The organism is Pseudoxanthomonas composti (genome assembly GCF_004122095.1).
Taxonomy (GTDB): domain Bacteria; phylum Pseudomonadota; class Gammaproteobacteria; order Xanthomonadales; family Xanthomonadaceae; genus Pseudoxanthomonas_A; species Pseudoxanthomonas_A composti.
Genome location: NZ_SAWZ01000001.1, coordinates 419526 through 439842, shown reverse-complemented (window position 1 = coordinate 439842; position 20317 = coordinate 419526). Strand labels below are relative to the sequence as shown.

At 69.3% G+C, this 20317-nt stretch carries 17 protein-coding genes; 7 read left to right on the top strand and 10 right to left on the bottom strand.

Going from position 1 to position 20317, the window contains the following annotated elements:
* Window positions 1–54: 54 nt before the first annotated feature.
* Window positions 55–453 (bottom strand): HU family DNA-binding protein, encoded by a 399-nt coding sequence (locus EPA99_RS01815; protein WP_129469472.1) that lies wholly within the window; start codon window positions 451–453, stop codon window positions 55–57.
* A gap of 271 nt (window positions 454–724) precedes the next feature.
* On the opposite strand from EPA99_RS01815, the gene EPA99_RS01810 reads away from it, so the two are divergent.
* Together EPA99_RS01810 and EPA99_RS01805 are read left to right on the top strand one after the other, a co-directional pair.
* Entirely contained in the window at window positions 725–1156 is a 432-nt protein-coding gene (locus EPA99_RS01810) for an OsmC family protein (protein ID WP_129469471.1), read from the top strand.
* Between the two features lie 137 nt (window positions 1157–1293).
* A complete protein-coding gene (locus EPA99_RS01805) occupies window positions 1294–1965 on the top strand; it encodes a glycine zipper 2TM domain-containing protein (RefSeq protein ID WP_129469470.1) in 672 nt (223 codons plus the stop codon).
* A 175-nt stretch (window positions 1966–2140) separates the two neighbouring features.
* On the opposite strand, the gene EPA99_RS01800 is transcribed toward EPA99_RS01805, so the two are convergent.
* Complete coding sequence (locus EPA99_RS01800; protein ID WP_129469469.1) at window positions 2141–3022, bottom strand: PhzF family phenazine biosynthesis protein; 882 nt, start codon at window positions 3020–3022, stop codon at window positions 2141–2143.
* A 73-nt stretch (window positions 3023–3095) separates the two neighbouring features.
* A complete protein-coding gene (locus EPA99_RS01795; protein WP_129469468.1) occupies window positions 3096–3965 on the bottom strand; it encodes a PhzF family phenazine biosynthesis protein in 870 nt (289 codons plus the stop codon).
* A 93-nt stretch (window positions 3966–4058) separates the two neighbouring features.
* Here EPA99_RS01795 and EPA99_RS01790 point away from each other — a divergent pair, with 93 nt between their 5' ends.
* Genes EPA99_RS01790 through murD form a run of 3 tightly spaced genes read left to right on the top strand, consistent with a single transcriptional unit; the run spans window position 4059 to window position 9403 of the window.
* Window positions 4059–6656 (top strand): bifunctional aspartate kinase/diaminopimelate decarboxylase, encoded by a 2598-nt coding sequence (locus tag EPA99_RS01790; protein WP_129469467.1) that lies wholly within the window; start codon window positions 4059–4061, stop codon window positions 6654–6656.
* The gene (gene murL / locus EPA99_RS01785) at window positions 6649–8013 is read left to right on the top strand and encodes a UDP-N-acetyl-alpha-D-muramoyl-L-alanyl-L-glutamate epimerase (protein WP_129469466.1); all 1365 of its coding nucleotides are present in this window, start codon (window positions 6649–6651) and stop codon (window positions 8011–8013) included. The genes EPA99_RS01790 and murL overlap by 8 nt, the downstream gene beginning before the upstream one ends.
* Complete coding sequence (gene murD, locus EPA99_RS01780; protein WP_129469465.1) at window positions 7994–9403, top strand: UDP-N-acetylmuramoyl-L-alanine--D-glutamate ligase; 1410 nt, start codon at window positions 7994–7996, stop codon at window positions 9401–9403. Before murL ends, murD begins: the two co-directional genes overlap by 20 nt.
* Window positions 9404–9978: 575 nt before the next feature.
* On the opposite strand, the gene EPA99_RS01775 is transcribed toward murD, so the two are convergent.
* Both EPA99_RS01775 and EPA99_RS01770 read right to left on the bottom strand, forming a co-directional pair.
* Window positions 9979–10221 (bottom strand): helix-hairpin-helix domain-containing protein, encoded by a 243-nt coding sequence (locus EPA99_RS01775; RefSeq protein WP_129469464.1) that lies wholly within the window; start codon window positions 10219–10221, stop codon window positions 9979–9981.
* A gap of 11 nt (window positions 10222–10232) precedes the next feature.
* A complete protein-coding gene (locus EPA99_RS01770; RefSeq protein WP_129469463.1) occupies window positions 10233–11231 on the bottom strand; it encodes a polyprenyl synthetase family protein in 999 nt (332 codons plus the stop codon).
* Between the two features lie 157 nt (window positions 11232–11388).
* Here EPA99_RS01770 and EPA99_RS01765 point away from each other — a divergent pair, with 157 nt between their 5' ends.
* Complete coding sequence (locus tag EPA99_RS01765) at window positions 11389–11955, top strand: single-stranded DNA-binding protein (protein WP_129469462.1); 567 nt, start codon at window positions 11389–11391, stop codon at window positions 11953–11955.
* 169 nt (window positions 11956–12124) lie between these two features.
* Here the strand turns inward: EPA99_RS01765 and EPA99_RS01760 are convergent, their stop codons facing one another.
* The 5 genes from EPA99_RS01760 to EPA99_RS01740 all read right to left on the bottom strand — a co-directional run bounded on the left by EPA99_RS01760 (window position 12125) and on the right by EPA99_RS01740 (window position 19366).
* Window positions 12125–14530 (bottom strand): GH92 family glycosyl hydrolase, encoded by a 2406-nt coding sequence (locus EPA99_RS01760; RefSeq protein ID WP_129469461.1) that lies wholly within the window; start codon window positions 14528–14530, stop codon window positions 12125–12127.
* 125 nt (window positions 14531–14655) lie between these two features.
* The gene (locus EPA99_RS01755; protein WP_129469460.1) at window positions 14656–15693 is read right to left on the bottom strand and encodes a glycoside hydrolase family 43 protein; all 1038 of its coding nucleotides are present in this window, start codon (window positions 15691–15693) and stop codon (window positions 14656–14658) included.
* Between the two features lie 585 nt (window positions 15694–16278).
* Window positions 16279–17535, bottom strand: coding sequence for a serine hydrolase domain-containing protein (locus EPA99_RS01750; protein ID WP_164978526.1), 1257 nt, complete (start codon window positions 17533–17535; stop codon window positions 16279–16281).
* 64 nt (window positions 17536–17599) lie between these two features.
* Window positions 17600–18433, bottom strand: a complete 834-nt coding sequence (locus EPA99_RS01745) for an aldose 1-epimerase (protein ID WP_129469458.1) — start codon at window positions 18431–18433, stop codon at window positions 17600–17602.
* 42 nt (window positions 18434–18475) lie between these two features.
* Window positions 18476–19366, bottom strand: coding sequence for an SDR family oxidoreductase (locus EPA99_RS01740; RefSeq protein WP_129469457.1), 891 nt, complete (start codon window positions 19364–19366; stop codon window positions 18476–18478).
* A gap of 114 nt (window positions 19367–19480) precedes the next feature.
* Between EPA99_RS01740 and EPA99_RS01735 the strand changes: the two genes are divergently transcribed.
* Window positions 19481–20317: a helix-turn-helix transcriptional regulator gene (locus EPA99_RS01735; RefSeq protein WP_129469456.1), complete on the top strand. Its 837-nt coding sequence runs from the start codon at window positions 19481–19483 to the stop codon at window positions 20315–20317.

Sequence of the window (20317 nt, the reverse complement as noted above, 5' to 3'; positions counted from 1 at the left end):
CGATTTGGGACGGCATTGCCGTCCCAAATCGGTGAAGCGATGAGGAAACTGCGCTCAGAGCGCGGCGTCCTTGAGCTTCTTCAGGCCGTTGAGCTTGAGCTTGGTGGTGGCCGGCTTGGCGGCGAACCACTGCTCTTCCTTGGTGAAGGGGTTGATGCCCTTGCGCTTCGGCTTGGCCGGCACGTTGACGGTCTTGATCTTCAGCAGGCCCGGCAGCACGAACGAGCCGGCGCCCTTCTTGGACAGCGACGCGGTGATCGCGCCTTCCAGCGCGGCCATCACGGCCTTGACGTCCTTCGGCGCGACCGCCGAGGTCTCGGCGATGTGGGCGACCAGACCCGACTTGGTCAGGGTTTCCTTGATGATCTTCGGGGCGGCCGGCTTTGCAGCCTTCTTCGCGGGGGCCTTTGCGGGGGCCTTCTTAGCGACGGCCTTCTTAGCGGTCTTTGCCATTGAGTTGTCCTGTGTACCGTATGAGGTGGTGATTCGGGCCGATCCAGTCGGCACGCGAAATGTAGGCGAACACGCGTCGAGAGTGAAGAGGAAAACGCGGGAAAACCCGGTTTTTTACGGGACTTTGGTCTGAGTGTGGCGGCGTGGGCCGCTCTTGCCGGCATCGGCGCCCAAAAATAGGGGCGGGGTGCCGCGGTGCGCAGGACACAAGACGAGCGCGTAACGGGTCGCCCCGTACCTTGCCGGCATCCCTCAACACAGGAGTCTGGTCATGGGCATCTCGCGTCACGCCACCGCGCACTGGGAAGGCGATCTGAAGTCGGGCAAGGGCGTCATCAGCACCCCGCAGAGCGGTCTGATGGACAACGTGCGTTACGGCTTCAACTCGCGTTTCGGCGATGAGAAGGGCACCAACCCGGAAGAGCTCATCGCCGCCGCGCACGCGGCCTGCTTCACCATGGCGCTGTCCAACAAGCTGGCCGAGGCCGGCTCGCCGGCGACCTCGCTGGACACGCGCGCCGACGTCGATCTGTCGATGGAGGGCGGCCCGAAGCTGTCCCAGATCCGGCTCAAGCTCAAGGGCAGCGTGCCGGGTATCGATGCGGACAAGTTCAAGGCCATCGCCGAGGACGCCAAGGAGAACTGCCCGGTCTCGCAGGCGCTGAAGGCGGTGCCGATCAGCCTGGAAGTCGAGTTCGTTTAAGTCGCGACATACGGTCGGCGCCCACGCGGCGCCGGCTGTCCCCCTGCTAAACGCTCCTGCGCACGGCCGTCATGTTCAGGGCGGGTTTGCGGCTACGGCGCGCATGATGCGAGCCGTCACTTCGCCGGAGCGCGCCCATGTCCTGCCTCTCACGCTGCCTGCTGCTGGCCGCCCTGGCTTCGATGCTGCCGGCGTCCGCATTCGCGCAATCCTATTCGACCGTCGAGGACCGCTACCGCGATCGCTACGAGTCGCAGCGCGAGCTCTACGACTACGCCCGCGTGGTGCGGGTGGATCCGATCATCGCGCCGCCGCGCTATGAGAGCAGGCAGGTGCGCCAGCACTGCTACTACCGCGACGCCGACGACGTCTACGCAGGTCGCGGTGGGGACGGTTATGTCGACGACGGCTACGACAGCGGGTATGTCGGACAGGGTGTGCAGCGCGGCAGCGAAACCGGGCGCACGGTGGCCACGGTCGTCGGCGGCATCGCCGGTGCAGTGCTGGGCAGCCGCATTGGTGGCGGCTCCGGGCAGCTGGTCGGCACCGCGGTCGGCACGGCGGCCGGTGGTCTGGCCGGGCGCTCGATCTACGACGCCAACCAGCGCAACCAGCAGGCCCAGCGTGGGCAGGTCCGGGTCTGTGACCCCGGCCCGGTCTCCTCCTACGGTGCCGCGTACGATGAAGGCCAGGTCGATGGCTACGACGTCACCTACGAATACATGGGCCGCAGCTTCCGCACGCGAACCGATCATCACCCCGGCGATCGCATCCGCGTCCGTGTCGATGTGACGCCGCAGCCCGATTGATCGCACCGCCTCGACTCGGGTTTTCGGGGGACCAACCCACAGGGGCCGCAAGGCCCCTTCTCTAATTAGTGAGCCAGCAATCAAGCAGAGCGCAACCTCGCGCCAGCGTGAGCAACGCCAGCGGCTTCCCGCTTCCGCTCACTCCTCACTACTCACTCCTCACTCACTCCTCGCCTCAGCCCCAGGCCAGCTCGCCGCGCACCACGCACTGCACCTGTCCGCCGGACCACACCTCGCCTTGCGCATCGACCTGCAGCGCCAGCAGCGCGTCGAAGCCGACCTCACGCCCCTGGCTGGCGACATAGCGCCGGTCCTGGCCGGGCAACGCACCGCGGTGGTCCAGCCACGCCGCCAGCACTGCGTTGGCCGCACCGGAGGCGGCGTCCTCGAAGCGTCGGCCATTGCCGACGAAGGCGCGCACGGCCAGCGCGAAGGGCTGCCCCGGATTGGCGCGCGCGTAGGCGAACACGCCCATCGCGCCGGTGGATTCGGCCAGGGCGGCGATCGCGTCCCAGTCCGGGGCCAGGCCGCGCAGGGCGGCCTCGTCGGCCAGCTCCACCAGCCACCACTTGCGACCGCCATCCATCAGCGCCGGTGGCAGCGCGCCCAGCGGCCAGTGGCCGATGACCGGCTGCAGGCGCCGGTCATCGGCATCCACCACTTCGGCCACGCTGGCGCGCGGCACGCGGATGGAGATCTGTTCCACGCCCTCCACCCGCTCCACGCGCAACGGCAATCTGCCGGCGATGCCGTCCTGCACCAGGAGGCCATCGCGGGGCTGGGCCAGACCGGCCTGCATCACCGCGAAGGCGGTGCCCACGCTGGGATGGCCGGCGAAGGGCACTTCTTTCTGCGGCGCGAACATGCGGATGCGGTAGCTGGCGCCTTCGTCCTGCGCAGGAAAGACGAACGTGGTCTCCGGCAGCTTGGTCCAGCGGGCGATGGCCTGCATGTCCGCCTCGCCCAGGCCCTGCGCATCCAGCACCACCGCCAGGGGGTTGCCGCAGCCGGGGCGGGGCGAGAACACATCCACTTGCAGGAAGCGACGCGAGGTCATGGGGCATACCAGGAACGTGGGGCGCGCAGGGTATCAGGCCGGCACGCCGCACCGGATCGCTACGCGCGCGCCGCTACCAGTCCAGCGTGCCGTCGATGACCTGCCGCACCTGTCCGCCGATCCACACCGCCCCGTCCGGATCCACCCGCACATGGACACGGCCCTCGCGCCCGACCTGCATGCCTTGCCGCGCGACGTAGCCGCCGTCCGCGCCGGGCAGGCGACCCTGCGCATGCAGCCAGGCGGCGATGCAGGCATTGGCGCTGCCAGTGACCGGATCCTCCGGCGTGGCCGGCGCGTCGGCGGGACAGAAGGCGCGCACCACCACCCCGTCCATCTCGGTCAAGGCGAACACGGCCAGGCCGATGGCGCCACTGGCGCGGGACAACGCGGCGATCTCGGCAAACCTGGGCGCCAGCATCGCCACCGCATCGGCATCGGGCAGTTCTGCCAGCCACCATCCCGGCCCGTTGTTCCACAGCGTCGGGGCCTCACCGACGGTGTCCACACCTTCCAGCGCGGCGGACAGCAGGGCCTGGTGGCCGTGCGAGGGCTGGGCGGTGGCCTGGGGGGCGCGCACGCTCACCCGGCGGCCGTGGCCTTCGCCGTCGATCTCCACCGCCAACAGGCCGGCGGCGCAGCCCAGCAGCAAGGCACCCTGGCGTGGCCTGGCCAGGCCAGTGTGCACGGCCGCCCAGGCCGCCCCGACGCTGGGGTGGCCGGCAAAGGGCAGCTCGCAGCGTGGCGTGAAGATGCGGATGTGGAGGTCGGCGCCCTCCGGTGGCGGCACGAGGAACACGGTCTCGGGCAGGTTGAGCCAGGCTGCGATGTCCTGCATGTCCTGCCCGTGCAGGTCGCTGGCGTCCAGGATGACGCCCAGCGCGTTGCCCGCCCCGCGGGTCTGGGCGAAGACATCCAGTTGCAGATAGCGGTAGGTGCTCATGCGCGGGGCGGTGCCATGGGGCGTGTTCCTTTAGAATCGGCGGTTCCGCCCGGGCTTTCGGGCTTTTTCCCCACATCGTAAACCCCACTCAAAATGTCAGCTTCCCATCCCCACGATCGCTGGATCGTCCTCAAGTTCGGCGGCACCTCGGTGTCGCGTCGTCATCGCTGGGACACGATTGGGAAGCTGGCGAAAAAACGTGCCGAGGAACACCAGGCCCGCGTGGTGATCGTGGTGTCGGCGCTGTCGGGCGTGACCAACGAGCTGACCGCCATCGCCGACGGCGCGGCCGACAGCGCCCAGCGCATCGCCGCGCTGGAGGCGCGCCACCGCGAGTTCCTGGCGGAGCTGGAGCTGGATGCCGAGGCGGTCCTGGGCGAGCGCCTGGCGGCGCTGCGCGCGCTGGGCAGCGATCCGCGCGCGGGCAGCCGCGCGCTGGACTGGCAGGCCGAGGTGCTGGGGCAGGGCGAGCTGCTTTCCTCTACCATCGGTGCGGCCTACCTGGCCGGGCAGGGGCTGGAGATCGGCTGGTGCGATGCGCGCCAGTGGCTCAGCGCCCTGGCCATCCCCAACCAGAGCGCGTGGTCGCAGCGCCTGTCGGTGTCCTGCGATGCGCAAGGCAGCGAGGAACTGCGCGCTGCGTTTTCGCAGCAGCCCACGCGCGTGCTGATCAGCCAGGGCTTCATCGCCCGCCACGCCGACGGCGGCACGGCCATCCTCGGCCGCGGCGGCTCGGACACCTCGGCCGCGTACTTCGGCGCGCTGCTCAAGGCCCGCCGCGTGGAGATCTGGACCGACGTGCCCGGCATGTTCAGCGCCAACCCGCGCGAGGTGCCCGATGCGCGTCTGCTCACCCGCCTGGACTATTTCGAGGCGCAGGAAATCGCCACCACCGGCGCCAAGGTGCTGCACCCGCGCTCGATCAAGCCCTGCCGCGATGCCAGCGTGCCGATGGCGATCCTGGACACCGAGCGTCCCGAGCTGCCGGGCACCAGCATCGACGGCAGCGTCGAGCCGGTGCCGGGGGTGAAGGCCATCAGCCGCCGCAACGGCATCGTGCTGGTGTCGATGGAAGGCATCGGCATGTGGCAGCAGGTCGGCTTCCTGGCCGACGTGTTCGCGCTGTTCAAGAAGCACGGGCTGTCGGTGGACCTGATCGGCTCGGCCGAGACCAACGTCACCGTGTCGCTGGACCCGTCCGAAAACCTGGTCAACACCGATGTGCTGGCCGCCCTGTCGGCCGACCTGTCGGAGATCTGCCGGGTCAAGGTGATCGCGCCCTGCGCGGCCATCACCCTGGTCGGCCGCGGCATGCGCTCGCTGCTGCACAAGCTCTCGGACGTGTGGGCCACCTTCGGCAAGGAGCGCGTGCACATGATTAGCCAGTCGTCCAACGACCTGAACCTGACCTTCGTGATCGACGAGGCCGACGCCGATGGCCTGCTGCCGATCCTGCACGGCGAGCTGATCGACAGCGGGGCGATGCCGGTGGAGGACGACACCGTGTTCGGTCCGCGCTGGCGTGAGATCAACGGCGCGGTGCGTCCGCGCGCCACGCCGTGGTGGCAGGTCCAGCGCAGCCGACTGCTGGAGCTGGCCCAGGCGGGCACGCCGCGCTACGTCTACCACCTGCCCACCGTGCGCGAGCGCGCCCGTGCACTGGCGGCGATCGCCCCCATCGACCAGCGCTACTACGCGATCAAGGCCAACTCGCATCCGATGCTGCTGCGCACGCTGGTGGAGGAGGGCTTCGGCCTGGAGTGCGTGTCCTACGGCGAGCTGCAACGCGTGTTCGAAGCGGTGCCGGAGCTGTCCCCGCGGCGCGTGCTGTTCACCCCCAGCTTCGCACCGCGCGCCGAGTACGAGGCCGCCTTCGGCCTGGGCGTGACCGTGACCCTGGACAATGTCGAAGCGCTGCAGCGCTGGCCGGAGGTGTTCCGCGGCCGCACGCTGTGGCTGCGCGTGGACCTGGGCCATGGCGATGGCCACCACGAGAAGGTCAACACCGGCGGCAAGGCCTCCAAGTTCGGGCTGTCGGCCGCGCGCGTGGATGAGTTCGTCGCCGCCGCGCGCGCCCTGGACATCACCCTCACCGGCCTGCATGCGCACCTCGGCAGCGGCGTGGAGGCCGAGGGCCACTGGCGCCTGATGTGCGATGAGCTGGCCGGCTTCGCGCGCCGCATCGGCACCATCGAGATCATCGACATCGGCGGCGGCCTGCCGATCCCGTACCACGCCGACGACGAGCCCTTCGACCTGGACGCGTGGGCCAAGGGCCTGGAAGAGGTCAAGGCCGTGCACCCGGCTTTCCGCCTGGCCATCGAGCCCGGCCGCTATCTGGTGGCCGAGGCCGGCGTCTTGCTGGCCGCGGCCACCCAGGTGATCGAGAAGGACGGCATCCGTCGCGTCGGCCTGGATGCGGGCATGAACGCCCTGATCCGCCCGGCGCTGTACGACGCCTGGCACGACATCGCCAACCTGAGTCGCCTGGAAGAGCAGGACACCGCCAGCTTCGACGTGGTCGGCCCGATCTGCGAGTCCTCCGATGTCTTCGGCCGCCGCCGCAAGCTGCCCGCCACCACCGCACCGGGCGATGTCATGCTGATTTCCGACGCCGGCGCCTACGGCTACAGCATGGCCAGCACCTACAACCAGCGCGACCTGCCGAAGGAAGAGGTCCTCGATGTCTGAGTGGAAGTTCCAGCGTGATGCCGTGCAGGCGTTCCGCTTCGTCGGCTGCGCCTTCGATGCCGACACCGGCGTGGCCAAGCTGCGCTATGCCTTCGACCAGGGGCCGGAGCTGGTGGAGACGGTGACCTTCCCGGGCGCGCCGTTCGCGCTGTCGCCCGAGCGCGCGGCCGCGGTGCAGCGCGCCCTGCGCCTGCTGCACCTGATGGCCGGGGTGAGCTACTACAAGGCCGGCGTGCCGCAGACCATCCTGGTGGAGGGCGAGCCGCTGGATGCGGACACCGCCGACTGGCTGGAGCAGGTCTACCTCAACGGGCTGGGCGAGTTCGCCTATCGCAACGGGCTGGACCTGCATGGGCGGATCAAATTCCCGCGCGCGGCCGCCAACGACGAAGCGCCCGCGCCGGCGCTGGGCCTGCGCGCGCATGCGCTGGTGGCCATCGGCGGCGGCAAGGACTCGCTGGTGTCCATCGAGTCGCTGCGCGCGCTGGGAGTGGAGCAGACGGTGACCTGGGTAGGCGGCTCGCAGCTGATCGCCGCCTGTGCGGCACGCACGGGGCTGGCCTCGCTGCAGATCGGGCGCGCGCTGGCGCCGGAGCTGTTCGAGCTCAACCGCCAGGGCGCCTGGAACGGGCATATCCCGGTTACCGCGGTGAACTCCTCGATCCTGCTGATGGCCGCGCTGCTGCACGACATGGACCAGGTGGTGTTCTCCAACGAGCGCTCGGCCAGCTACGGCAGCATCATCCCCGGGACCGGCGAGGTGAACCACCAGTGGTCCAAGGGCTGGGCCTTCGAGACGGCGCTGGCCGACTACGTGCAACGGCACCTGGCCGCGGACCTGAAGTATTACTCGCTGCTGCGGCCGCTGTCGGAGCTGGCCGTGGCCCGGCAGTTCGCCCGCACCGACCACTACGACGCGCATTTCTCCAGCTGCAACCGCAACTTCCATATCCTCGGCGAGCGCCCGGTGAACCGCTGGTGCGGCATGTGCCCCAAGTGCCACTTCGTCTACCTGGCGCTGGCCCCGTTCATGCCCAAGACCCGGCTGGTGAAGATCTTCGGCCGCAACCTGCTGGACGATGCCGGCCAGGTCGGCGGCTTCGATGCGCTGCTGGAGTACCAGGACCACAAGCCGTTCGAATGCGTCGGCGAAGGCCGCGAATCGCGCGCGGCGATGGCCACCCTGGGCGAGCGCCCGGAGTGGAAGGAGGACGTGCTGGTGGCGCGCTTCAACCGCGAGATCCGGCCGCAACTGGACCCGACCGAGCTGGCGGTGGAAGCGCTGCTGGAACCGCAGGGCGAGCACCGCATCCCGGCCGCGCTGTGGGAACGCCTGCGTGCGCGTTTCGCAGCTTGAAGGCCGCAGGCTGGCCCTGTGGGGCTGGGGGCGCGAGGGCCGCGCGGCCTATCGCGTCCTGCGCGGTCGCTTTCCGACCCAGCCGCTGACGCTGTTCTGCAGCGCCGCCGAGGCCGATGAGGTCGCCGCGCTGGCCGATCCGGCCCTGCAGGTGCGGTTGGAGGCCACGGGCCAAGCGCTGGCGGCCTTCGAGGTGGTCGTCAAATCGCCCGGCATCAGTCCCTACGGGGAGGCGGCCGCGCATGCCGTGGCGCGCGGCACCGCGCTGATCGGCGGCAGCACGCTGTGGTTCGGCGAGCGCGCCAACGCGCAGGGCATCGTCGAAGACACCGTGGCCGTCACCGGTACCAAGGGCAAGAGCACCACCACCGCGCTGCTGGCGCACCTGCTGCGCGCGGCCGGGCGACGCACCGCGCTGGTGGGCAATATCGGCGTGCCCTTGCTGGAGGTGCTGGACCCGCAGCCGCCGCCGCAGGACTGGGCGGTGGAGCTGTCCAGCTACCAGACCCGCGATGTCGCCCTGTCCGGCGCCGCGCCGGCGGTGGCCATCGTGCTCAACCTCTTTCCCGAGCACCTGGACTGGCACGGCAGCCAGCAGCGTTACATCGAGGACAAGCTGGCGCTGGTGACGGTGGCCCATCCGCGCATCGCCGTGCTCAACGCCGCCGATCCGCTGCTGTCCACGCTGGTGCTGCCGCAGAGCCAGGTGCACTGGTTCAACCAGCCGCAGGGCTGGCACCTGCGCGGCAACGACCTCCATCGCGGCGAGCGCTTCGTGCTGGACACCACCACGGTGCCGGTGCCCGGGCGTCACAACCGCAGCAATCTGTGCGCGGTGCTGACCGCCATCGAGGCGCTGGGCCTGGATGGCGTGGCGCTGGCCGCCGCCGCGACCACCTTCCGCCCGCTGCCCAACCGGCTGCAGACCCTGGGCACGCGCGAGGGCATCACCTGGATCAACGATTCCATCAGCACCACCCCGCACGCCAGCCTGGCAGCGCTGGAGTGCGTGGCCGATGGCCGCCAGCCAGTGGCCATCCTGCTGGGCGGGCACGACCGCGGCCTGGACTGGGACGACTTCGCCAAGCAGGTCACCACGCATTGTCCCGAGGTGGTGGTCACCATGGGGCAGAACGGCCCGAGGATCCACGCGCTTCTGCGCCCCCTGGCCGAGCAGGGGCGCCTGCAGCTGCTGGAAGCGGACACGCTGGCCTCGGCCGTGCAGCAGGCACGCGCGCGGTTGGGTGAGACCGGGGTGATGCTGCTTTCGCCCGGGGCGCCGAGTTATGGCGCCTACAAGGACTACGTCGCCCGCGGCAAGCATTTCGCCGCGCTGGGCGGGTTCGACCCCGAATCGATCGTCGCCATTCCGGGCCTGGGCATCGCCTGAGGCGCGCTGTGGCGTCGCCGGCCGCGTTGGTGGACAAGCTTCGCGTTGTCCACCCTACGTAGGGTGGATGACCCTCCTTCATCCACCACCTCCACGAAACGGAGCAACGTGGGCGTGGCGATGTCGCAGGCTCGGCCGTCGCCCGGCGCCTTGGTGGACAAGCTTCGCGTTGTCCACCCTACGTAGGGTGGATGACGCTCCTTCATCCACCACCCCCTCGAAACAGAGCAACGTGGGCGTGGCGGTGTCGCAGGCTCGGCCGTCGCCGGACGCCTTGGTGGACAAGCTTCGCGTTGTCCACCCTACGTAGGGTGGATGACGCTTCTTCATCCACCACCTCCGCGAAACGGAACAACGTGGGCGTGGCGGTGTCGCAGGCTCGGCGGTCGCCGAACGCCTTGGCGGACAAGCTTCGCGTTGTCCACCCGACGTAGGGTGGATGACGCTCTTTCATCCACCATCCGCGAAACGGAGCAACGTGGGCGTGGCGGCGTGGCGGCGTCGCGGGCTGGTCCGTCGCCGGACGCCTCGGCGGACAAGCTTCGCGTTGTCCATCCCACGTGCGCGACGCGCGACTAGGGCTGGGCGGCGCGCGCCGCTTCAATGGCCGCGGCCATGGCGGCGCGGGCCTGCGGGCTGTTGCGCCAACAGGTGCTGCCGAGCATGGCCGACGCCTGCTGGGTCAGGGCCTGCGCATCGAGCACGGCAAGCTGGGCCAGCGTGTTGATGCCCAGCTCTTCAAGTCGCTGGACCACCGTGGGGCCGACACCTTTGACCGCCAGCAATACGGCGCGTTCGGCCTTGCTGAAACGATCCATGAAAGGACGACTCAGTGCTGGCGCTCGACCGCGTATCGGGCCAGGCCGTGCAGGGCCGCGGTGGCGTCGTTGTCCGGCAGGGCCTGCAGGGCGCGCTCGGCGGCGCGGGCGTATTCGACCGCCTTGGCCCGGCTGTACTCGACCCCGCCGGTGGCCTGGATCGCAGCCAGCACCTCGGGCATGGCATCACCCTGGCCATCCTGCACGATGCTGCGCAGACGCTCGCGGGTGGCGGCGTCGGAGTGGCGGATGGCGTGGATCAGCGGCAGCGTGGCCTTGCCCTCGGCCAGATCGTCGCCCAGGTTCTTGCCCAGGTCGGCCGCGTCGGCGGTGTAGTCCAGCACGTCGTCGGCGATCTGGAAGGCATAGCCCAGCTGCATGCCGTAGTCGTACAGCGCCTGCTGGGTGGCCGGGTCGGCGTTGGCGGCCAGGGCGCCCAGCTGGGTGCCCGCGGCGAACAGCACCGCGGTCTTGCGCTCGATCACCCGCAGATAGGCGGCCTCGTCGGTGTCGGGGTTGTGCACGTGCAGCAGCTGCAGCACCTCGCCCTCGGCGATGCGGTTGGTGGTGTCGGCCAGGATCTGCATCACCTGCATGCTGTCCAGCTCCACCATCAGCTGGAAGCTGCGCGAATACAGGAAGTCGCCGACCAGCACGCTGGGGGCATTGCCCCACAGGGCGTTGGCCGTGCTGCGGCCGCGGCGCAGGTCCGACTCATCCACCACGTCGTCGTGGAGCAGGGTGGAGGTGTGGATGAATTCGACGATGGCCGCCAGCTGGTGGTGCCGCGCGTTGTCCGTATCGCAGGCGCGGGCGGCCAGGGCCACCAGCATCGGGCGCAGGCGCTTGCCGCCGGCCGAAATGATGTGGTCGGCGATCTGGTTGATCAGCACCACGTCCGAGGCCAGCCGGTGACGGATCAGCGCGTCGATGGCCTCCATGTCCGGGGCGGCGAGCGCCTGGATCTGCGGCAGGGCCAGGGCGGAGCGGGAAATCTGGACAGCGGACATGCATCGGGCGCCGGGGAATGTCGCCGGATTATAGGCGCTTGGGGCTTTTCTGACCCGCGGGCGGGAGGACGGCCGATGCCCGCATCGCGAGCGGGTATAATTCACTGTTCTCAGCCTGCTTCCCGCAGGCCAATCGCTGACTGACGGGACTTTTCTCATGGCGCGTGGCATCAACAAGGTCATCCTGGTGGGCAACCTGGGCAATGACCCGGAAACCAAGTACACCCAGAGCGGCATGGCCGTGACCCGCGCCAGCCTGGCCACCACCAGCGTGCGCAAGGACCGCGAGGGCAACACCCAGGAGCGCACCGAATGGCACCGCGTGGTGTTCTTCGGCAAGCTGGGCGAGATCGCCGGCGAATACCTGCGCAAGGGCAGCTCGGTCTACGTCGAAGGCTCGATCCGTTACGACAAGTACACCGGCCAGGATGGCGTGGAGAAGTACTCCACGGACATCGTCGCCGACGAGATGCAGATGTTGGGCGGCCGCGGTGATGGCGGCGGTGGCGGTGGTGGCATGGGCGGGGATCGCCCGCAGCGTGCGCCGCGCCAGGAGTACGGTGGCGGTGGCGGCGGCCAGCGCGGCGGCGGCGACAACTACGGCGGCGGTGGCGGCGGTTACGGTGGCGGCAACCAGGGCGGCGGCCAGCAGCCGCGTCGCCAGGCACCGGCGCAGCAGCCGGCACCGATGGACGACTTCGCCGACGACGACATTCCGTTCTGAGCCTGCGTCTTCAGGCCTGAACAACAAAGACCCGCTTCCTTTCGGAAGCGGGTTTTTTGTTGGAATGTGGCGTGAGCGCGGTGACGCGAACGCGTCGATCCATGTCTGCGCTCCGGTGCGCTGACTTCGCTGAGCAGCCTGGACCCAAGCCGCTGGCTGCGCGTCTCGCTCAGCCTTCCGAACCCACCGGGGCCTGTGACATCGACGGCGGTGCGGCGCCCGGGGCGCTGCCCCAGTCCTGGTTCGGCGCGGGGCCCATGACGAACTCGAACCGGCCTCCATTGGCGATGTCCTTGTGGCTGAACCACGGCTTGGTCCACGGCTTGCCGTTGAGCGTGGCCGACTGGATGTAGCGGTTGGCCTCGCTGTTGTTGCGCGCGACGACCTCCAGCAGCTTGCCATTGCCCATGCGCAGCTTGGCCGCGTCAAACAGCGGGCTGCCGATGATGTAGTCCGGGCTGGAGGGATCCACCGGGTAGAAGCCCATCGCGCTGAGCACGTACCAGGACGAAGTAGCGCCCTGGTCGTCCATGCCGGCATAGCCGTTGCCGCTGGCATCGCTGCCGTACATGTCGCGCAGGATCTGCCGCACCAGGGCCTGGGTCTTCCACGGCTGGCCGCTCCAGGCGTAGAGATAGGGCGCGTGCTGGTCGGGCTGGTTGCCGTGCACGTACTGGCCGATCATGCCGGTGCAGTCGCGGCAGATGCCCTTGGGCGCGTAGGGCGTGGAGAAGAAGGCGTCGAGCTTGCGGTTGAACGCCTCGCGCCCGCCCAGCAGCTGCATCAGGCCCTGCACGTCGTGCGGCACCAGCCACACGGTGGACCAGCCGGAGGCCTCCTTCATCATGAAGTTGTAGTAGGGCTCGCCTGGATCGAACGGTGAGATCCACTGGCCATCGGCGGTCTTGCCGCGCATGAAGCCGACCGAGGCGTCGAACACGTTGCGGTAGTTGGACGCGCGCCGGGAAAACAGCTGCGCATCGTCCCGCTTGCCCATTGCCTGGGCATAGTCAGCCAGGGCGTGATCGTCCCAGGCGTATTCCAGCGTCTTGTCGGCGCCGGCCTTGCCACCGGCATAGGGCGGGCTGGGGTTGCCCTCGGGCACGATGTCGGAGATCCAGCCCTGCCTGTCGTACTCCTCCAGATAGCCGCGCGGACCGGCCGGGTCGGTCGCGTTCCTGCGCAGGTAGGTGTAAGCGTCGGCGTAATCGAAGTCGATGTCGCGCTGGCGCGCGCCGTTGTAGAGGAAGATCGCGTGGTCGCCATGGAAGGAGGTGTTCATGTAGCCGCGCTCGCGCGCCATCTCCAGCTCAGATCGCATCACGTCCTGCACCACGTCCGGTTCCAGCAGCATCATCAGGACGATCTGGTTGCGCCCGGTGTCCCAGAACGGCACCGGCCCGTAGCGGTCGTGCTGGGCCACCTGCACCTTGCCGTTGCGGTCGGTGAAGCGCTCGCCCTTGTGCGCGACCAGGCGCGGGCTGGCGAAGGACTGGAACAGGGTGGAATAGAACATCCGGCGCTGCTGCGGGGTGCCGCCGCTGATCTGCACGCGGTCGAACAGTCTGGCCCACACCTGGCGGGCCTGCGCGCGCACGCCATCGAAGTCCCAGCCTTTGCTCTCGGCGCGCAGGCGCTGTTCGGCCTCTGCGTAGCTGTGCCCGTGCGCCAGCTTGACCAGCACCTGCTCGCCGGCCTTGGTGTGGAAGGTGACGTAGGCGCCGGCGTGTTGGCCGGACACGCTGCGGCGGTCCGGGGCCACGTCCTTGTCGCCGATGCCCCACCCCACGTGCTGCTGGTTGGAGCTGAAGGTGCCCAGCGCGGCGAAGGGCTTGGAGAACTCGGCGACGAAGTAGGGGCCGTCCTCGCTGCGCTCCTTGGCGCCGTCGCTGGCGGACATGCCGCGGATGGTGCGCGCATCCACCACCTCCACCTGGCCGCCCTTGCGGCGCAGGTTGAGGATGACGTTGGCGCGTTGGCTTTCCGGAAAGGTGAAGCGCATCAGGCTGGTGCGCGCGGTCGCGGTGAGTTCGACCTGGGTGCGAAAGGTATCCAGGTGCACGGCGTAGTAGCCGGGCGAGGCGGTTTCGCGCGACTTGTCGTAGGACGCGGCGGTGTAGACCGGCGGCACGGTCCAGTCGCCCACCACCGGCATGATCATCGGCTCGGCGCGGCCGCCATACGAGGAACCGCCGCCGCCGGTGAAGGCGAACATGGTGGGGTTGGGGTAGTGGTAGGGCGTGGGCACCCCGGTGGGGTAGCTCAACTCCAGGTTGACGTTGACCGGCGCGGCCTCGGTGGCGCTGTGCGGCAGACGCGCACCCGGGGAGGTGATGCCCGAGTACAGCGGCTCGCCCGGGGGCGGCGCGTTGCCGATCAGGTCCTGGCGGTCCAGTGGCGCAGTGCCGACCAGCGGACTGGCTCCATCGACCGGTTGTCGCGGGACGGTTTGGGCGCGTTGCTGCTGCGCGCCCAGCGGCAGCGCCAGCGACAGCGCGGCCAGCGACAGCGCCAGTGGCCACAGGCGCGGCCGGATCGGGCGGACCGCACCAGCGGTGTGGGCATGCAGGGTCATGTGCTTCTCCAGACGGTCCACGGCGCCGGATGCCAGACGCGTCCCAGCGTGTGGTGCGTCGGAGGCGAAAGGGGCGGAGGTGCGCGACCGACGCGGCGCGCGGCGCCCTGCTGCGGCGCTGTAGGTCAGCGCTGCGATGTTTCGATGCCGAACTTCTTTACCAGGGCGTCGTACTGCGCGCGCGAGAGGGTGATCATGGTGCCGTGCCGGACCTTGGGCGGCAGCCCGTACTTGTCCCAGTCGTCGTGGAAGGTATAGCCGGAGATCTGGTACCACGGGCCACCCAGCTTCTCCGACACCGACAGGCCGTAGGACACGCCGGGATACTGCTCGTAGTACAGGTACCAGGCCTTGCCGTTGGGCGAGGGGATCAGCATCGGCGCTTCGCGGAAGTTCGGGCTGATCGGCGGGCTCAAGTCCTTGTATGGCCCCAGCAGCGAATCGGAACTGGCGATGCGGATGGTCTTGCCGGTCACCCACTGCAACGTGGGGTAGGTCTCGTCCTTGAGGATCGCCCAGTACTTGCCTTCCTCGTGGCGCAGGAACACATCGATCGTGCCCATCTCCCAGTCCAGCAGGCGCCTGGGCGGGGCGGAGAAGGTCTTCAGGTCCTTGGAGGTGACATACAGCGTGCGCTGGCTGGCCCAGTAGCGCTCGCCGTCTTCCTCGGTGCCTTCCAGGTGCGGGGTGTGCCAGGTCAGGACGAACTGCGCCGAGGCCTTGTCGAAGAACAGCTTGGGCGCGCCGATGCGTTGCAGCGCGTTGGCGTAGCCGGGCGTGGATTTCAGGTCGGGCGTGTAGCTGCCAAAGCGCGACCAGGTGATGAGATCGCGCGAGGACCACAGGTCGATGGCGGTGGCCGCATCGCTCTGGTTGCCGACGATGTAGTAGGTGCCATCCGGCCCCTGCGCGATATCCGGATGTCCCCGGTAGTCATCGGTGATGCGCTTGCCGTCGTTGAGGCGCGACCAGTGCAGGCCATCGAGGCTGACGCTGTAGTAGAGCCGGCCGTAGTCGGCGTGGGTCATGTGCGCGAACAGGTAGGCCTCGTTGACCGGCCTCTCGCCCGGGGCCACCTGTCCTGGCGGATCCGGCTGCTTGGCCTGCGACAGCGTGGCGACGGACAACGTCGCGGCGAACAGCAACCCCTTCAGCATCTTCATGCGCCGGCATCCGCTCGATTCCCCAAGACTCATCGAGCCTAATTCGATTGAATTTGTAATACAAATTGCAGCGCAGCAAGACCGGAGGGTATGAGGGGCGTTCATGCGGTCGAGCAGGGCGCGCGCGCATGCGCCCTCATCCGCCCTTCTGGCACCTTCTCCGGCACGCGGGAGAAGGGACGCGAGTCGCGCTGCACTGCGGTGGGCAAGATTGCCTGCAGGGGATCAGTCCGAGTCCCCTCTCTCCCAGGCAGGAATGAAAGGCCGGCAGGGGAATGACGCGTTCCATAGAGGGTCGACGCTAGCGCCATCGTTGGACGATCAGCGCCCACTCAGTCATCCGACGCTTGGAACGACAAACGACGACCAGCGCGAAAGCCGGAAACTGCAAACTGCAATCTCTAAAGCGCAAACCGAGCGGCCGGAGTTTCCCACCATGCAGCGCGACCGACGAACCCGCCGTCGCAGCCCGCGCGCGCAAACCGACCCACCTTCCTTCTCCCGCTTGCGGGAGAAGGTGCCCGAAGGGCGGATGAGGGAGCGTTTCGCGGGAAGTCCAAGGCGCCTACACCCGCTGAGGACAGCTCAATCCAGCGCCTGGTACACCAACGCTGGAAACACCGCACCGATATCCGTTGCGTTGGGCAGCTGCTGGATCATCAGCAGGAGCACCAGTCCGGACTGCGGGTCGACCCGGTAGGTGGTGCCATAGGCGCCGCCCCAGCCGAACGCGCCCACCCCGTCCAGCCCATTGCCGCCGGGGCGCTCGGTGATCTCGAAACCATCGCCGAAGCCGCGGCCATCGACCGGATAGGTGTCGGTCTGGCGATGGGTCATCAGCTGCACGCTGCGCGGGGACAGCAGCCGCACCCCATCGAGGGTGCCGCCGCGCCGAAGGGCCTCGAGGAAACGCGCGTAGTCGCGGGCGGTCGACAGCAGCCCTGCCCCGCCGGCGAAGTTGCGGCGTGGGCCATCCACGTAGTGCCCCTGGCCCTTGCTGCCGTCCGGCGCGCGTACGGCGTGGCCGTCGGCGTCGCTGGCGTACACCACCGCCAGCCGCTCGCGCTGGGCCGGGTCCAGGAAGAACTGGGTGTCCTTCATGCCCAGCGGCCCGGTGATGCGGGTACGGATGAAGGCCTCCAGCGACATGCCCGAGGCGCGCTCGACCACGCAGCCCAGGATGTCGGTGTTGTAGCCGTAGACCCACTTCTCGCCCGGCTGGGAGACGAACGGCAGCGAGGCCAGGCGCTCCATCGAAGTGCAGGTGTCCTCGTCCTTGTCCGCGGTGTACCAGCCCCAGCCGGCGGCCGGGCCCAGCGCCTTGGCGCGGTAGGCCTCGGCCACGCGCGCGTCGGTGCCGTAGGAAATGCCGGCGGTGTGGGTCAGCAGGTCCTGCACGGTGATCTCGCGCTTGGCCGGCACGGTCTTGCCGTCCTCGCCGATGACTGTGGTGTGGGCGAAGGCGGGGATCTTCTTGCTGACCTTCTCTTCCAGCGTCAGCTTGCCTTCCTCCACCAGCATCAGCACCGCGGTGCTGGTGATGGCCTTGGTCTGCGAGGCGATGCGGAACAGGGTGTCCTCGCGCATCGGCCGCCTGGCTTCCTTGTCGCTCCAGCCCACGGCGCGCTGGTAGACCGGCTTGCCGTCCTGCAGCACCAGCGCCACCGCGCCGGCGATGCGACCGTCATCGACATAGCCCTGCAGCGCGCCGTCCAGCCGCGCCAGTCGGGCCTTGTCCAGGCGTGCGGCCTGGGGCGCGCTCTGGACGGGCTGGCGCGCCTGCGCGAGCGCGGACAGCGAGAGGGTGGCGAGCAACAGCGCGCAGGCGATGCGGGAAGTCATATCGAACGTCTCCGATGCGGAAGTGGGAGCGGGGCTGACGCGCGGCACGCGGCCGGCGCGGCAATCAGCGCCAGCGCCAGTGGAAATGTGCGGTCGCGGTGGCGCCAGCCGGCAGGCGCGCCTCGGGAAAGAGGTTGTAGCCATCGGGCGGGCCGGTCTGCGGTTCGACACAGGTCGAGTACGGGCGCGTGTCGTAGACCACCCAATGGTCGCAGTCGGCGGTCAGCTCCAGCGTTGCGCCATGCAGGGCGACCTGGACCGGTGCATGGTTGATGAAGCAATCGTCCCAGGGCGCCGGCGTTGGCGGCTGCGTGGGCAGGGTGGCGATGCCCTCGGCATCGCGCGGATAGACCGCCTCGGGGGTGAAGTGCACGCCATCGGGCTTGCGGAACCACGGGTGCCAGCCGAGCACTGGCGCCGGCATCGCGTGCGCGCCGGCGGTGAGCGACAGCGTCAGATGCAGGCCGTCCTCGTCCACGGCGATGCGATGCTCGGCACGGCCGCCGAACGGCCAGGCCGCGTCCTGCGGCATGTCGCGGGTCAGCACGCAGTGCTGCGGCCCGAGGTCTTCGATCTGCCAGGGCCGGTCGAAGCCGAAACCGTGGATCGCGTGGTCGCCCAGGTTGATCGGCAGCTGGTGGGGCTTCCCGTCAAAACGGAACTGCCCGTGCCGCACGCGCCCGGACCACGGCACCATCGGGAATGCGCCCCAGGCATCGGCGGCCGCATAGCCATCGTCCGGGCCGATCAGCCAGGGCTGGCCCTGGTGGATCACCTGGGCCAGCCGGCCACCGGCCTCCGGCGCAACCAGCACTTCCAGGGGGCCGCAGGCAAGGCGCAGCGTGCGGCCGCAGGCGAGCGGGCGACGGGCGAGATCGTTCGGGGATTCTTCGGTCATGGGGCCGCAGTGTAGGGCCGCGGCCGTGACTGTCGAATCGGTTCAATCCTGGAAGTAGTGCGGCTGGTCCAGATCGGTAAGCAGGCCGGGATGGGTGGGTTGCCAGCCCAGCTGCGCGCGCGTCCAGGTGCTGGAGCAGGGATTGTCGACCCCGGCGAAGTGCGCGAACCAGCCGAAGTGCCCGTGCACCGCATCGTCCTGCAGCGCCTTGACCGGCACCTGCAGATGCCGGCCGATCAGGCTGGCGATATCGCGGAAGGGCACGCCGCTGTCGGCGGCGCCGTGGTAGCGCGCGCCGCGCTGGCCGCGTTCCAGCGCCAGGCGGAACAACGCCGCCGCATCGCGGCGATGCACCGCCGGCCACCGGTTGAAGCCATCGCCGATGTACGCCGAAACCCCGCGCTCGCGCGCCAGCCGGATCAGGTGCGGCACGAAGCCGTGGTCGCCCGCATCGTGGACCGAGGGTGGCAGGCGCACCAGCACCACATCGGCGCCCTCGGCCACCGCCTGGGCCGCGGCGGCCTCCGATGCCGCCCGTGGCACTGCGCCGGTCTGCGGCGCGGCCTGGCTTTCCAGGGCCACCTTGCCGCCTGCGACGATGGTGCCGGAGGTCACCACCAGCCGGCGCGCCGAGCCCCGCAGCGCCTGGGCCATCGCGGCGATGGCATGGCGGTCGATCTCGCAGTTGGCCTGGTAGTCCCCGAAGTCGTGGATGAAAGCGGTATGGATCACGCCATCGCAGGCATCGGCGCCGGCTTGCAGGCTGCCCAGGTCCTGCAGGCTGCCGTGGTGCGCGGCAGCGCCGCGTTCGGCCAGCTGCGCCGCGGCCGCGTCGGTGCGGGCCAGGCCGAGCACCTGATGGCCTGCGGCGAGCAGGTTGTCCACGACGGCCGAGCCGATGAAGCCGGTGGCGCCAGTGACGAACACACGCATGGTCGAGCTCCTGAAGCGAAAAAGGACGGCCAGCCTGGGGCGTGCGAAGATACGGGTAAATACGTGGCGTTATCCGGGTATAGCCACTAACGGGATCATCCAACGGAATCGTCGATGGCCGCTCATGCAAGTCCACTGGGCACCTTCCTGCGCGACCGGCGCGAGCGCCTGGATCCGGCGGCGTTGGGCTTTCCTTCCGCGCGCCGGCGCACGCCTGGCCTGCGCCGCGAGGAGGTGGCCCAGCGCGCCCACGTCAGTGCCACCTGGTACACCTGGCTGGAGCAGGGGCGCGGCGGTGCGCCGTCGGCGCCGGTGCTGGAGCGCCTGGCAGCGGCGCTGATGCTGACCGATGTCGAGCGCGAGCATCTGTTCTTCCTCGGCCTGGGCCGCCCGCCCGAGCGCATGGCCGTGCGTGGCGCCTCCGGCGTCACCCCGCGCCTGCAGCGCGTGCTCGATGCGCTCGACACCAGTCCGGCCTTCATCAAGACCCTGTGGTGGGACGTGCTGGCCTGGAACCGCGCCGCCTCGGTGGTGATGACCGACTACGGCCAGCTGCCGCCCGGCGAGCGCAATGTGCTGCGGCAGATCTTCTGCAACCCGCGCGTGCGCGCTGCGCAGCCGGATTGGCAGGGCGTGGCGCGTTTCGTGGTGGCCGCCTTCCGCGCCGATGTTGCGCGCGCCGGCGACCTGCCGCAGGTGGCGGCGCTGGTCGAGGACCTGAGTCGGCGCAGCCCCGAGTTCCAGGCGCTGTGGCGCGACCACGACGTGCGCGCCCACGGCGAAGGCAGCAAGGTGCTGCTGCACGCCGTGGCGGGCCGACTGTCGCTGGAGTATTCGGCCTTCTCGGTCGATGGGCGTCCGGATCTGGGCATGGTGGTGTACTCGCCCACCGGGCCGGCGGACGCCGCGCGCATCCGCAGCTTGCTGGACAGATCGCCGCAGCGCGCTTAA

Coding starts and splice junctions, on each gene's coding strand:
- EPA99_RS01815 (WP_129469472.1), bottom strand. CDS start 453: ATGGCAAAGACCGCTAAGAAGGCCGTCGCTAAGAAGGCCCCCGCAAAG.
- EPA99_RS01810 (WP_129469471.1), top strand. CDS start 725: ATGGGCATCTCGCGTCACGCCACCGCGCACTGGGAAGGCGATCTGAAG.
- EPA99_RS01805 (WP_129469470.1), top strand. CDS start 1,294: ATGTCCTGCCTCTCACGCTGCCTGCTGCTGGCCGCCCTGGCTTCGATG.
- EPA99_RS01800 (WP_129469469.1), bottom strand. CDS start 3,022: ATGACCTCGCGTCGCTTCCTGCAAGTGGATGTGTTCTCGCCCCGCCCC.
- EPA99_RS01795 (WP_129469468.1), bottom strand. CDS start 3,965: ATGAGCACCTACCGCTATCTGCAACTGGATGTCTTCGCCCAGACCCGC.
- EPA99_RS01790 (WP_129469467.1), top strand. CDS start 4,059: ATGTCAGCTTCCCATCCCCACGATCGCTGGATCGTCCTCAAGTTCGGC.
- murL (WP_129469466.1), top strand. CDS start 6,649: ATGTCTGAGTGGAAGTTCCAGCGTGATGCCGTGCAGGCGTTCCGCTTC.
- EPA99_RS01775 (WP_129469464.1), bottom strand. CDS start 10,221: ATGGATCGTTTCAGCAAGGCCGAACGCGCCGTATTGCTGGCGGTCAAA.
- EPA99_RS01770 (WP_129469463.1), bottom strand. CDS start 11,231: ATGTCCGCTGTCCAGATTTCCCGCTCCGCCCTGGCCCTGCCGCAGATC.
- EPA99_RS01765 (WP_129469462.1), top strand. CDS start 11,389: ATGGCGCGTGGCATCAACAAGGTCATCCTGGTGGGCAACCTGGGCAAT.
- EPA99_RS01760 (WP_129469461.1), bottom strand. CDS start 14,530: ATGACCCTGCATGCCCACACCGCTGGTGCGGTCCGCCCGATCCGGCCG.
- EPA99_RS01755 (WP_129469460.1), bottom strand. CDS start 15,693: ATGAAGATGCTGAAGGGGTTGCTGTTCGCCGCGACGTTGTCCGTCGCC.
- EPA99_RS01750 (WP_164978526.1), bottom strand. CDS start 17,535: ATGACTTCCCGCATCGCCTGCGCGCTGTTGCTCGCCACCCTCTCGCTG.
- EPA99_RS01745 (WP_129469458.1), bottom strand. CDS start 18,433: ATGACCGAAGAATCCCCGAACGATCTCGCCCGTCGCCCGCTCGCCTGC.
- EPA99_RS01740 (WP_129469457.1), bottom strand. CDS start 19,366: ATGCGTGTGTTCGTCACTGGCGCCACCGGCTTCATCGGCTCGGCCGTC.
- EPA99_RS01735 (WP_129469456.1), top strand. CDS start 19,481: ATGGCCGCTCATGCAAGTCCACTGGGCACCTTCCTGCGCGACCGGCGC.